This window comes from Gordonia sp. DT218, from assembly GCF_049847105.1.
Classification (GTDB): domain Bacteria; phylum Actinomycetota; class Actinomycetes; order Mycobacteriales; family Mycobacteriaceae; genus Gordonia.
Window position 1 is genome coordinate 154,852 of the sequence record NZ_JBNCNS010000002.1, and the last position, 14,795, is coordinate 169,646.

The 14,795-nt window shown below is 70.0% G+C and carries 1 protein-coding gene (running past one end of the window); it reads left to right on the forward strand.

What is annotated here, in order from left to right; translation table 11 throughout:
* A protein-coding gene (locus tag ACPXCG_RS07615) for a non-ribosomal peptide synthase/polyketide synthase (RefSeq protein WP_425790725.1) crosses the window boundary here: on the forward strand, nucleotides 1-14,791 show its final stretch. Its footprint begins 38,870 nt before the window's first position; the window shows 14,791 of its 53,661 coding nt (coding positions 38,871-53,661); the start codon falls outside the window, past its left edge; its stop codon occupies nucleotides 14,789-14,791.
* The last annotated feature ends 4 nt before the right edge of the window (nucleotides 14,792-14,795 follow it).

The window sequence follows — 14,795 nt, forward strand, 5'->3', positions numbered from 1 at the left end:
CGTGCGCATCGTCGACGCCGACGTCGATCCCGGAACCCCCGGTTTCGACGAACTGCTGCGCGCCGAGCACCGAGCCGCCATGGGCCGGCTCGACCCTGCCTCCGGACGGCTCATCGAGGTCACCGGTCTGCGGTCGGCGGCGGATGGCGACGGCCGCCTGATGGTGTCCGTGCACCACATCGCCATCGACATCGTCTCCTGGCCCGTCGTGGCGACCGAGCTCGCCATGGCCTGGGCCCAGCGGACCACGGGCCTACCGATCGAGCTGCCCGGGGAGGTCACCTCTGCCCGTCGGTGGGCGGGTGCGCTCGACGAGCTCCCACGGACCCGGCCCGCCGAGGTGGAACTCTGGCGGCAGCGACTACCGGAGCGTGACACCGTTCTCGGGCGGCGACTGGATCGGGCCCGTCACCGCGAACGCACCGTCACCACCAGCACGTCGACTGTCGATGCAACCGTGTCCGAAGCGGTGCTGACCCGGGTGGCCGCTGCCTTCCACACCGGAGCCGACGAGATCCTCGTCGCCGCGCTCGTCACTGCGATCGAGCACTGGCAGCGGGTGCAGCCAGACTCGGGCGACGCCGACGCCGGCGTATCGGTGCTGCTGGAGGGGCATGGGCGAGAAGAGCAGGTGCAGCCGGGGGCCGACCTGTCGCGCACCGTCGGCTGGTTCACCGCCTTCACCCCGGTGAACGTGACGCCGGCGGCGGGCGATCGAGCGCCGGTGGACACGGTGCGCGCGGTCAAGGAACTCCTCGCCGCCACCCCGGACAAGGGCATCGGCTTCGCGCCGCTGCGCTACGCCGCCGGAAGCGAACTCCGCAACCGTCCGTTGCCGCCCGTCCTCTACAACTTCATGGGAGGCGCGGGTGCGGTGGGTTCCACCCAGGGCGCCGACGATCGCGGATTCGCGTTCGCGACGGACGCGCCGACGCTGCCCGGCACGGTCACCGGCGGGATGCGCGCGCTCGCCGCGCTCAACGTGCACGTCCACATCGGTGGCGGTGCACACGGACGCGAGATCGTCGCCGAATTCGGTTATCCCGCCGACGCCCTGAGCGGCTCGGAGGTCGCCGAGATCGTCGGCGGATTCCAGGACACTCTGGTAGTGCTCGTCGACGAGGTCGACCGGGTCGGCGACATGGGGCTCACGCCCTCCGACGTGCCGGGCGCCGATCTGACCCAGCGCGACCTCGACGACCTCGCCGCGCGCTATCCCGCCGCCGACATCTGGCCGATGTCGCCATTGCAGCAGGGCCTGTACGTCGAGGCGGCCCGGCATGACGGAACCGACGCCTCCGTCGACGTGTATGTCACCCAGTCCGTCATCCGACTCGACGGCGATCAGGACGCCGACCGCCTGCGGCGGGCCGCTGCGCGCCTCTTGACACATCATCGGGTGCTGCGGTCCGGCTTTGTGCAACCGTCGAGCGGTGCGCTCGCCGTGGTGGTGCCGGAGTCGGTCGAACTTCCGTGGCGCACTGTTGATCTGAGCGGCGAGACGGTGGCTGCGGCGGATGCGCGTCTCGACGAGATCGCGGTGGCCGAGCGGGTCGAGCGCTTCGACCTCGCCGCACCGCCGCTGATCCGGTTCGTACTGGCGACGCTCCCGGGCGAGTCCGGGCCACGCGCCGCGCTGATCGTCACCAACCACCACCTGTTGTTCGACGGGTGGTCCGGACCGCTCGTGTTGGCCGATCTGATCGAGGGCTACGTCGTCGACGACGACGAGACCCGCTCGACGACAACCGACTACGCCGATTTCCTGGAGTGGTTGTATCGGCAGGACCGCAGCGCCGCGCTCGATGCCTGGCGTGACGAACTGTCCATCGTGGACGGTCCGACGCTGGTCTCGACGGGCGCCGCCGCCACCGTCGAGGAGATGCCGGCCGAGCACGCGGTGTTCGTCGGCTCCGACACCACCCGCCGGTTGGAGGAGTTCGCGCGCACCTCGAACGTGACGTTGTCGACTGTCGTCCAGTTCGCGTGGGGCGTCCTGCTGTCCCGGATGACGGGGCAGGACACGGTGACCTTCGGTGAGACGGTGTCCGGCAGGCCCCCCGAGATCGATGGCGTCGAATCGATGATCGGCCTCTTCATCAACACCCTGCCGGTGGCGGTGTCCGTCGAGCCGCGGACGACGATCGCCGACGCGGTTCGCGCCCTGCAGGAGAGCAAGACCCGACTGCTCGACCACCAGCATCTGGGACTGCCGCAGATCGCCGCGGAGGTGGGTGAGGTCGGCTTCGACACCCTCACCATCTTCGAGTCGTATCCGATCGACGGTGACGCCGTCGCCGATGGCAGCCGGGCGGCCGGGCTGCGCATCGCCGGCATCGATTTCACCGACGCCACGCACTACCCGCTGAACCTGTTCAGCACGCCGACCGCGAACGACCTGGGTTTGAACGTCAAGTACCTGCCGAGCGCGTTCACCGCCGACGAGATCAGCGGATTCGCGGCGGCCGTCGTGGCGATCCTGAGACACGTCGTCGAGGGGCCGGACACCGCAATCGGTGACATCGACCTGCTGAGTGCAGCGGCGCGCGACGCGGCCCTGGTGCGTGCGGCCGGAGACGAGGTCGCGGTGCGGCCGGAGACCGTCGATGCGCTCGTCGCCGCCCGGATCGCGACCGTCCCCGACCACCCGGCGCTGGTGTTCGAGGATCGTGTCGTCGACTACCGGGAGTTCGGGACGCGGGTCTCGGCTTTGGCGCGTGAGTTGCTGGCACTCGGGGTGGGACCCGATGTTGCGGTGGCCGTGAGCATCCCGCGTTCGGTGGAGATGATGGTCGCCATCCATGCGATCGTCGTGGCCGGCGGGCAGTACGTCCCGGTCGACGTCGACACCCCCGCCGATCGTGCCGAGTACATGCTCACGACCGCGGGCGTCGCCGCTCTCCTCACCGGTCCGGACGATGCGGCGGCCGGCGAGGTGCGGACGGCCGCCGGCACCACCGGGACGCCGATCGTCGTCGTCGACTCATCGTCGCCGGCCGATGACACGGTCGAGCCGGTGACCGACGCCGACCGTCCCGCGGCGCTCACCGGTGACAACGCGGTCTACACCATCTTCACGTCGGGTTCGACCGGCCGGCCGAAGGGCGTCACGGTGACCCATGCGGCGGTCGTCAACCGCCTGTGGTGGGGTTTGGATCGGTTCCCGCTCACCGCGGACGACGTCGTGGTGCAGAAGACCCCGTTCACCTTCGACTGCTCGGTGCCGGAGCTCTTCGCGCCGCTCGTCGCCGGCGCGCAGATGCTGGTCGCCCGGCCCGGCGGACACGCCGACCCGATCTACCTCGCCGATCTGATCGCCGAACACCGGGCGACCATGGTGCACTTCGTGCCGTCGATGCTCTCGGTGTTCGTCGATGTGGCAGGCCCCGAACGCCTGTCGCGCCTGACCTCGGTCAAGTACCTGTCCACCACCGGTGAGGCGTTGCCGCCCGCGGTCGCCGCCGAGGCCCGCGCCATGATGCCCGGCGCCGAGTTCTACAACCTCTACGGCCCCACCGAGGCGGCCGTCGAGATCACCTATCAACGTGTCGACACCGTCGACGAGTCCGCCACGTCGGTGCCCATCGGTCTGCCGTTCTGGAACTCGACTGCCCACGTGCTGGATTCACGTCTGCGGCCGGTGCCGCCGGGCATCCCCGGCGAGCTCTACCTCGGCGGGGTGCAGTTGGCCCGGGGCTACGCCTCGCGCAGCGACCTGACCGCGGAGCGGTTCATCGCCGATCCCTTCGGTGCGCCCGGCAGCCGCCTCTACCGCACCGGCGATCTGGTGTGTGTCGACGGTTCCGGCGCGATCGTCTACCTGGGGCGCACCGACTTCCAGGTGAAGCTGCGCGGCCAGCGCATCGAACTCGGCGAGATCGAGGCGGCGATCGCCGCGGCACCGGGCGTCGTCCACGCCGCCGCCACCGTGTCCGCCGCATCGGGTGGCGCGGAGCATCTGGTCGCGTACGTGGCTTCCGTCCCGGGGCACGACCTCGACCTCGATGAGGTCAGGCACGCCGTGTCCGGTGCCCTGCCCGAGTACATGCGGCCCACCGTATGGATGGTGCTCGACGAGATCCCGCTCAACACCGCCGGAAAGCTCGACCGGCGGGCGCTACCGGAACCGGTCTTCACCGAGGGGGAATTCGTCGCGGCCGCCACCGATGCCGAACGCGCGATCGCCGACGTCTTCGCCGAGGTGCTGGGCATGGCACGGGTGTCGGTGACCGACAGTTTCTTCGATCTGGGTGGCAACTCGCTGTCCGCGACACGGGTGGCGGCGCGAATCGGTGACGCGCTCGATTCCGCCGTCGCCGTGCGCAGTCTGTTCGATGCGCCGACGGTGCGGGAACTCGCGGCGGCGCTGGTGCCCGGAACCGGCCGGGCGAGGCCACCGCTGGTCGCCGGAGCGCGCCCGGACCGATTGCCATTGTCGTTCGCACAGCAGCGGATGTGGTTCATCAACCAGTTCGACACCTCGTCGCCGACCTACAACATCCCGGTCGCCCTCAGGCTGACGGGAGATCTGGACCGCGCGGCGCTGCGGGCCGCGCTCGACGACGTGGTGACCCGCCACGAGGTACTGCGGACGGTCTTCCCGGCCGTGGCAGGCCGGCCGTATCAGCAGGTCGTCGATGTGGGAACAGCCGTCTCGCAGCTGGATTGGACGGTGACCGACACCGCCGAGGGCGCCCTGTCGGTGGTCGCCCAGGGGTTCGACGTGAGCACCGAACTCCCGATCCGCGGACGGGTCGCCGCGCTCGCCGACACCGACCATCTCGTCGTCCTCGTCATCCACCACATCGCGGCGGACGGCGAGTCGGTCCCCGTACTCGCTCGCGATCTGATCGCCGCGTACACCGCCCGGGCACGCGGCGCACAACCACACCTGCCGGCGCTGCCCGTGCAGTTCGCCGACTTCGCGCTCTGGCAACACCGGGTGCTCGGCGACCCCGAGGATCCGTCGTCGCCGGTGCGCGGGCAACTCGACCACTGGGCCACCCGACTCGCCGGGCTCCCGGATGTGCTGGATCTGCCCACCGACCGTCCGCGCCCCGCCGTGGCGTCGATGCGCGGTGCGGCAGTCGACTTCGAGGTCCCGGCCGACGTCGCCGACCGAGTGCGTGACATCGCCCGGGAGCACGGGGCCACCGAGTTCATGGTGCTGCACGCGGGTCTCACGGCATTGCTGGCCCGCTTGTCGTCGGCCACCGACATCGCGATCGGAACACCCATCGCCGGCCGCGGTGAGGCGGTCCTCGACGATCTCGTCGGCATGTTCGTCAACACCCTGGTACTGCGGACGGCCGCGGAACCGGGGATGCCGTTCGGCGACCTCGTCGCCGCGGTCCGCGCCACCGACCTCGACGCGTTCGCCCACGCCGACATTCCGTTCGAACAGCTCGTCGACCACCTGAATCCGGTGCGGTCGGAAGCTTTCGCGCCGCTCACACAGGTCCTGCTGACGGTCGATGCGACGCCGCCCGACCGGACGACCGACGAGTCGATGGCCGCGGTCACCGCCGACGGCCTGACGATCGAGCCGGTCGATCCGGGTGCCGAATCGGCGAAGGTGGACCTGACCGTCGGTTTCGCCACCGACGCCCCCGGCCGGCCGTGGCGGGGCTCGATGATCTATGCGACCGATCTGTTCGACGCAGGCACCGCGCGTTCGATGGTCGACCAGCTGGTCCGGATGCTCACCGCCGTCACCGCCGCGCCGCGTCGCGCCATCGGTGATGCGCGACTGCTCGACGACAGCGAATCCGCCGATCTCACACCGGTGTCGGGTGGCGAGGGCACCGAACCCGTGGTGCTCGCCGATCTGTTCACCGCCGCGGCTCGCAGGTGGCCCGATCGCGTCGCGGTCCGCGACGCCCACGGTGCGGAACGTACCTACGCCGAGCTCGACGAACGGTCGAATCGTCTGGCGCGGTGGCTGATCGGGCAGGGAATCGGCGTGGAATCCCTGGTCGCACTGGCGATCGGCCGGTCGTCGGATCTGCTCACGGCGATCTGGGCGGTCGCGAAGACCGGTGCCGGCTATGTGCCCATCGACCCCGATTACCCGCCCGCGCGTGTCGCGTCGATGGTGGCGGACTCGCGTGCGGAACTCGGACTCACCGTGTCCCGCACCGGATCGCTGCCCGACGAGGGATTCGACTGGCTGCAGCTCGACAGTGACGAAGTGACCGCTCAGGTCGACGGGCTCGACGCATCGCCCCTCGATCTGGACCACCGCGACGTGATCCGGCCCGACAACGTGGCCTATGTGATCTACACCTCGGGCTCGACCGGACGTCCGAAGGGCGTCTCGGTGACCCACTCGGGGCTCGCGAACTTCGCGGCCGAGGAGATGACCCGACTCGGCGTCACCGGCGACGGCCCGCCACCGTGCGTTCTCGGCTTCGCGTCTCCGAGTTTCGATGCGTCCGTGCTCGAATACCTGCTCGCCACCGTCGCCGGCGGAACGGTGGTCTACCGGCCGGGCGATGCGGTCGGAGGTGAGGTGCTGCAGACCTTCCTGCGCGAGCATCGCGTCACCCACACCTTCCTGACTCCCACGGTGCTGGCGACCCTGGATCCCGCAGGGCTGCCGGATCTGTCGGCCCTGATGGCCGGCGGTGAAGCCGTCCCACAGACGCTCGTGGACGCTTGGTCGCGTCACGTCGCCGTCCACAATCTCTACGGACCCACCGAGACCACCATCGGTCTCACGTTGTCCACACCGATGGCCGCAGGCGCCCCGGTCCGATTGGGCGGACCGCTGGCCGGTATCGGTCTGATGATCCTCGACGACCGGCTCCGTCCCGTGCCCGTCGGCGTGACCGGCGAACTGTATGCCACCGGGCTCGCGTTGTCGCGCGGATACCTCGACCGGCCGGGTCTCACCGCGGAACGATTCGTCGCCGACCCGTACGGCCGCGACGGCGAACGGATGTACCGAACCGGCGACGTCGTGCGCTGGCGTCGCGACGGCTCGGATGCGCTCGTCGTCGAGTACTCGGGCCGCAGCGACGACCAGGTCAAACTGCGGGGCCTGCGTATCGAACTCGGTGAGATCGAGTCGGTCCTCACAACCTGCGCCGGTGTCGAGTCGGCGGTCGTCCTCGGCGTTGGGGGCTCGGTCGCCACCGCACTCGCCGCCTACCTGGTCACCGACCGGCCGGTCGACGTCGACGATCTGAGAACGCTGCTGGGCGAACGACTGCCGGCCTTCATGGTGCCGTCGTCGTTCACCGTCCTCGACGCCCTGCCGCTGACGCCGGTGGGCAAACTGGACAAGGCGGCGCTTCCGGAACCAGTGCTCGAGACCACGGTGTTCCAGGCGCCCGACGGCGACGACGAACGAGTCGTCGCCCAGGTGTTCGCGGAGGTCCTCGGCGTCGACGAGATCGGCGCGACCGACGACTTCTTCGCGCTCGGCGGCAACTCGCTGTCGGCGACCCGGGTGGTCGCCCGGGTGGCGCAGGCGCGCGGTGTGGACCTCGCGGTCCGCGACCTGTTCGAGGCGCCGACGGTACGAGCCCTGGCCGGCCGGCTGACCCCGGGCTCCAGGGCCGTCGAGCCGCTCACCGCCGGACCGCGTCCGGATCGCATCCGCCTGTCCAACGCGCAACAGCGGATGTGGTTCATCAATCAGTTCGACAGTGGGTCGCCTGCCTACAACATCCCGGTGGCGATGCGCCTGGAGGGGCCGCTCGACGGGGATGCGTTGCGCGCGGCGCTTATCGACGTGATGACCCGTCACGAGGTGCTGCGGACCGTGTACCCGCAGGTCGCCGGCGACCCGGTTCAGCAGATCCTGGCACCCGCCGATGCCGCGGACCGACTCGACTGGGGGAGCGCCGACTCCGAACGAGATCTGTTCGCCGCCGCGGCCGTCGGATTCGACGTGACCGTCGACCTCCCGATCCGGGCGCGTCTGCTCGACTCCGGTCCCGCCGACCACACCCTGCTGCTGGTCGCCCACCACATCTCCGCGGACGGCGAGTCGATGGGCCCGCTCGTGCGTGACCTGGTGCTCGCCTACCAGGCGCGGGCCGCCGGCCGCGAACCCGAATTCGCGCCACTCGCCGTGCAATTCGCCGATGTCGCGCTCTGGCAGGAGCGGGTGCTCGGCGCCGCCGACGACCCGTCGTCGGTGCTGGGTGGACAACTCGGCTACTGGACGGATCAGCTCGCCGGGCTGCCGGATGTGCTCGAGCTCCCGACCGACCGACCGCGTCCGCAGGTCGCGTCGATGCGTGGCGGACTCGTCGAGTATTCGATCCCGCGACGCATCGTCGATCGCATCGAGTCGCTGGCCCGCGACCACGGTGTCACCGAGTTCATGGTCCTGCACGGCGCGCTCGCGGTGCTGCTGGCCCGGCTGTCGGCGACGTCGGACGTCGCGATCGCCACACCGACCGCCGGTCGGGGGCAGGCCTCTCTCGACGACCTCGTCGGGATGTTCGTCAACACACTGGTGCTGCGCACCGGCGTCGACGGCGCGGCAACCTTCGGCGAGGTGCTCGACCTCGTCCGTCGGACCGACCTCGACGCGCTCGCCAACGCCGACGTACCGTTCGAATACCTCGTGGAGAGACTCGATCCGGTTCGCTCGGAGGCGTTCGCGCCGCTGGCACAGGTGATGCTCTCCTTCGATCAGAGCCTGGTACGTGCGGGCGAGTCGCTCGCCGCGTTCGAGGACCCGGTCGACGACGCTCCCGGCCTGCGGGTGACGCCGGTCGCCGATCCGGGTGTTCCGCCGGCCCGGCTCGATCTGTCGGTGGGGGTGGCCACGAACGGCGTCGACGGTGGTTGGCGCGGTGACATCGTCTATGCGGCCGATCTGTTCGACCGGGTGACCGTGCGGTCCGTCGCCGACCGGTTCGTCCGTCTCCTCGACACGCTGACCGCGGACCCGCGGCGACGCGTCGGCGACGCGGAGATCCTCGATCGATCGGAGCTGCTCGAGAACGCCGAGCGCGCACAGGGTGCCGATGTGCTCGTCAGCGACGAGTTCATCGGCGAGATCGTCGCGCGGCAGGCGCAGCGGACCCCGTGGGCCACCGCGCTGCGGTTCGCCGACCGTGCCGTCAGCTATGCCGAGTTCGCCGGACGAGTCAATGTGCTGGCCCGGGAATTGATCTCGCGGGGAGTCGGTCCCGACGTCGCGGTCGGAATCTGCATGCCGCGCTCGGTCGAGATGGTCGTCGCCGTTCATGCCGTCGTGACCGCCGGTGGCCAGTACGTCCCGATCGACACCTCCGCACCCGCCGATCGCATCGGCTACATGGTCGAGACCGCCGGGGTCGCATCGGTGCTCGTCGCGCCCGGTTCGATGCCGCCCGCACTGACGGAGGTCGGCGTCGAGATCGTCACCGTCGACGCCCGGACGGGCCTGGCCGGGGACACCACACCGGTCACCGACGCCGATCGGCTCGCGCCGCTGCGGCCCGAGCACGCCGCCTACACCATCTTCACCTCCGGCTCGACGGGCCGCCCGAAGGGCGTCACACTTCCGCACGACGCGGTGCTGAACCGGCTCTGGTGGGGTCTGCATCAGCTGCCGATCGGCAGTGCCGACACCGTCGTGCTCAAGACGCCGTACACCTTCGACTGCTCGGTGCCGGAACTGTTCGCGCCGTTGATGATCGGCGCCCAGACGCTGGTCCTGAGGGCCGACGGACACCTGGACCCGGTATATGTCGCCGACCAGATCGTCGAGCATCGGGCCACCATGGTGCATTTCGTACCGTCGATGTTGTCGGTGTTCCTCGAACTCGCGGGTCCCGACCGACTGGCCGCCCTCGACAGCGTCCGGATCCTGTCGACAACGGGCGAGGCACTGCCGCCTGCGGTGGCCGCCCAGACGCGTGCGCAGATACCCGGTGCGGATCTGTTCAACCTGTACGGTCCGACCGAGGCCGCCGTCGAGATCACCTATCAGCGTGTCGAGGTGATCGACGAGGACGACTCGACGACCCCGATCGGTGTGCCGGTGTGGAATTCGACGTCCCACGTGCTCGACGGCAGGTTACGGCCGGTACCCGCCGGCGTGGCGGGAGAACTGTACGTCGGTGGTGTCCAACTCGCGCGCGGGTACGCCGCACGTCCGGATCTGACCGCGGAGCGGTTCATCGCCGATCCGTTCGGCGAGCCCGGTGAGCGCCTGTATCGCACCGGTGACCTCGTGCGGGTCGATCACGACGGCCAACTCGAGTACCTGGGCCGCACCGACTTCCAGGTCAAGCTCCGCGGACAGCGGATCGAGCTCGGCGAGATCGAGTCGGTGTTGGCCGGCTCGCCCGGTGTGGTCCACGCCGCCGCGACCGTGGCGACCGCGCCCGGCGGGGGTGAACACCTCGTGGCCTATCTGGCCGGTGACGGCATCGACCTCGACGTCGTCAAACGTGATGTCGCGCAGGCGCTGCCCGAGTACATGCGTCCGTCGATCTGGACCCTGCTCGACGACATCCCGATGAACACCGCAGGCAAACTCGATCGCCGCGCACTGCCGGAACCGGACTTCGCCGGAGCCGGTGAGTTCGTCGCGCCGTCCGGGCCGCTCGAACAGACCGTGGCGCAGGTGTTCGCCGACGTGCTCGGCACGGACCGGATCAGCGTCACCGACAGTTTCTTCGACGTGGGCGGCAACTCGCTCTCGGCCACCCGGGTGGCGGCGCGGGTCGCCGAGGCGCTCGACGCCGAGATCCCGGTGCGGATGCTGTTCGATGCGCCGTCGGTGCGCGAGCTGGTCGCACGGGTGGCGCCCGGCTCGGGTCAGCAGGCATCGTCGATCGTGGCGGTGACGCCGCGTCCGGCAGAGGTACCGCTGTCCCTCGCCCAGCAACGAATGTGGTTCATCAACCGGTTCGACCCGGCCGCGGCGACCTACAACATCCCGATCGTCCTGCACCTGAAGGGCGCCCTCGACGTCGCGGCCCTGCAGTGCGCGGCGACGGATGTGGTGGCACGCCACGAGATATTGCGGACGACGTACCCCGAGGCCGACGGCATCCCGCGCCAGCTCGTGCACGGCGCCGATGACGTGGGCGCGCGACTCGACTGGGCGGTCGTCGACGACCGTGCCGATCTCGAGGCCGCATTGTCGGTCGGGTTCGACGTCACGACGGAATCACCTGTTCGCGTGCGCCTCTGGCGCGCCGCGGTCGATGAGCACGTCTTCGCCGTGGTGGTGCACCACATCGCGGCCGACGGCGAATCGATCGCCCCGCTGGTCGCCGACTTCATGACCGCCTACGCCGCACGCCGTCGGGGTGCGGCGCCGGAGCGGCCGGACCTCGCCGTACAGTTCGCCGACTACGCGCTGTGGCAGCAGCGTGAGCTCGGCGCACCCGACGATCCGGAGTCGGTCATCGGACGGCAGCTCGATTTCTGGGAGCACGAACTCGCGGGACTGCCCGATGTCCTCGAACTCCCGACCGATCGTCCGCGCCCACCGGTGGCCACCAATCGGGGGGCGTTGGCGCACTTCGAGATACCGGCCACGGTCGCGAGCAGGGTCGCCGCGTTGGCGCAGGCCCATGCGGCGACACCGTTCATGGTGGTGCAGAGCGCACTCGCCGTCCTGCTGGCGCGGTTGTCGTCCTCCTACGACATCGCCATCGGCACACCGACGGCCGGACGTGGACACCGCGTGCTCGACGATCTCGTCGGCATGTTCGTCAACACCCTGGTGCTGCGCACGCCGGTCGATCCGGCGAACTCGTTCGGGGAGTTGGTCGAGCAGGTGCGGCGGGCCGACGTGAACGCCTTCGAGCACGTGGACGTGCCGTTCGAGGCCGTGGTCGAGCGCCTCAACCCGGTGCGATCGGAGGCCTTCGCGCCGCTGACGCAGGTGTCGCTCACCTTCGACCAGTCCGCGGTCGCGGACTTCGCGCCGGCCGCCCTCGCCGGAGCCGAGATCGACGGCATGCAGATCACCCCACTCACCGCCCCCGAGGTGTCGGCGAAGGTGGACCTCACGGTCGCGGTGTCCGCCGCGCCCGAGGGCCTGCCGTGGACCGGGTCGGTCGTCTTCGCCACCGACCTCTTCGACGAGTCGACGGTGGCCGCACTCGCGCGCCGCCTGGTCGGGCTGCTGGACGCGGTGACCGGGTCGCCGGAGATCGCCGTCGGCGACGTGGATCTGCTCGACGACACCGAGCGCGCGCAGCTGGTGCCGGTGTCGGGGCCGGCGTCCGACGGCCAGATGCTGCTCGGCGAGATGTTCGATCGGGCGGCGCGGGCGTGGCCCGACCGGGAGGCGGTCGCCGACGCGTCGGGCAACACGCTGACCTATGCCGAGCTGGATCAACGGGCGAACCGGTTGTCGCGGGTCCTGATCGCGGCGGGGGTCGGACCGGATTCGCGTGTGGCCCTGGCTATCCCACGCTCGGTCGAGCTGATGACCGCGATCTGGGCGGTGACGCGGGCCGGTGCCGCGTTCGTCCCGATCGACCCCGACTACCCACGCGATCGCGTCATGGCCATGATCGATGACTGCGGCGCCGAACTGGGACTGACCGTGCCGGGGATCGCCGATCTCGCCGGCACGGGGCCGCGATGGCTGACCCTGGCGGGCGACGAGGTCCACGGCAGCGATGGTGAGAGCGGCCGGACTCCCGACGGCGAGATGTCGGCGGACCCGCTGTCACCAGCCGAACTGCGCGGGGTTCCGCGCCCGGACAACCTGGCGTACGTGATCTACACGTCGGGATCGACCGGACGGCCCAAGGGTGTCGCGGTGACCCACCGAGGCCTCTATGACTTCACCATGGGCTCCATCGAATCAATTCCCTACGAGCCGGGTTCGCGCACGCTCGGATATGTGTCGCCGAGTTTCGACGTCTCGATCTTCGAGCTGATCGTCACCATGTTCGGCGGGGGCACGCTGGTCTATCGGCCGGCCGATGCGGTGGGTGGGGATGATCTCCACCGGTATCTCGCCGAGCAGCGGATCACTCACGCAATGGTGCCGACCAGTGTGGCCGCCACCTTGAGGGCCGAAGGCCTACCGCATATGCGGTCGCTGACCACCGGTGCCGAAGTGGTGCCGCAGACGCTTGTCGACGAGTGGGTTCCGCACGTCGACCTGTACAACGCGTACGGGCCGACGGAAGCGACGATAGCCGTCACCTACACACCGCCCATGCAGGCCGGCGAACCGATCTACGTCGGCAGCCCGTTCCGCGGGGTGCGACTGGTGGTGCTCGACAGCCGACTGCGCCCGGTGCCCGTCGGAACGCCGGGCGAACTCTACGTCATCGGGAAGGCGCTGGCCCGTGGCTATCTCGCACGGGCCGGTCAGACGGCGGCGAGTTTCGTGGCATCCCCGCACGGCCGCCCCGGCGAACTGATGTACCGGACGGGTGACGTGGTCCGCTGGGCGCTCGACCGCGACGGCCGGCACACGATCGAGTTCGGTGGCCGCAGCGACGACCAGGTGAAGCTGCGCGGCCTGCGGATCGAACTCGGTGAGATCGAGACCGTCCTCGGTTCGCATCCCGATGTCCGGCGGGCCGTGGTACTCGGTGTCGGACAGCCGGTCACCGCCCTCACGGCCTACGTCGTCGGCGACGCGGACCTCGACGTCGAGCGGCTACGTGACCATCTCGCGGATCATCTTCCGCGGCATATGATCCCAGCGTCGTTCACCGTCCTCGAGACCCTGCCGATGACCCCGGTCGGCAAGCTCGACAAGAAGGCTCTGCCGCAACCGGTGACCGAGCCCACGGTCTACGTCGAACCGGTGACGGACACCGAGCGCCGCGTGGCCGCCGTGTTCGCGGACGTCCTCGAAGTCGATCAGGTGGGCGCCACCGACGGATTCTTCGATCTCGGCGGGAACTCGCTGTCCGCCACACGGGTGGTGTCACGACTGCGCGATCACGCCCCGCACGTCGAACTCTCGTGGCTGTTCAGTGATCCCACGGTGCGCGGTGTGGCCGGCCGCATCGCGGGTGACAGCGACGGTGGCACGACGAGCGAGATCGTGTTGCCGCTGCGCCGTGGTGGCAGCCGGGCACCGCTGTTCTGCGTGCACCCTGCCGGCGGACTGGCGTGGTTCTACGGCGGGCTCGCCCCGCATCTGCACGATCGGCCGATCTACGGTCTGCAGGACCCGCATGTGGTGTCCGGAGAACCGAGCGCGGCCACCGTCGACGAACTCGCCGCGCGGTATGTGGAGGAGATCCGGCGGGTGTCGCCGGACGGTCCGTATCACCTGCTCGGCTGGTCGCTGGGTGGCCACGTCGCCCACGCCATGGCGACGATGTTGCAGGCCGACGGCGCCGAGGTGGCATTCCTGGGCATCATGGACGCCGCCGCGCCCGCCGATCACACCCCGGAGCGTTCGGCATCGCATGGTGTGGCGGACGACCCGACCGATCAGGCGGGCGGCGCGGTCGTCGGGGACATGCTCGGCGGATGGCGGGATCTGTTCGATCTCGGCGACGACGTCCACGCGCGGACACCCGAGGAGGTCGCGGGCGTGGTCCGCGAGCAGATCGCCGCCATGGGTCTGCTCCGCGCCGAACAGGTCGAGTGGGTGATGGACAGCTTCGAGGCCGCTGAGACCATCGTGACGACCCATCGTCCGGACGTCTTCGACGGGCCCCTCGCGGTGGTCACCGCGACCGCCGACAAGACCGACCCCGCCGCGGTCCGCGCGTCGTGGCGCCGATACGTCACCGGGACCATCGCGAACATCGATGTCGATGCCCATCACCTGGGACTCGCCGATGCCACATCGCTCGAGATCATCGGTCCCTGGCTCGCGGAACGCCTGGGGGACCGATGACGAT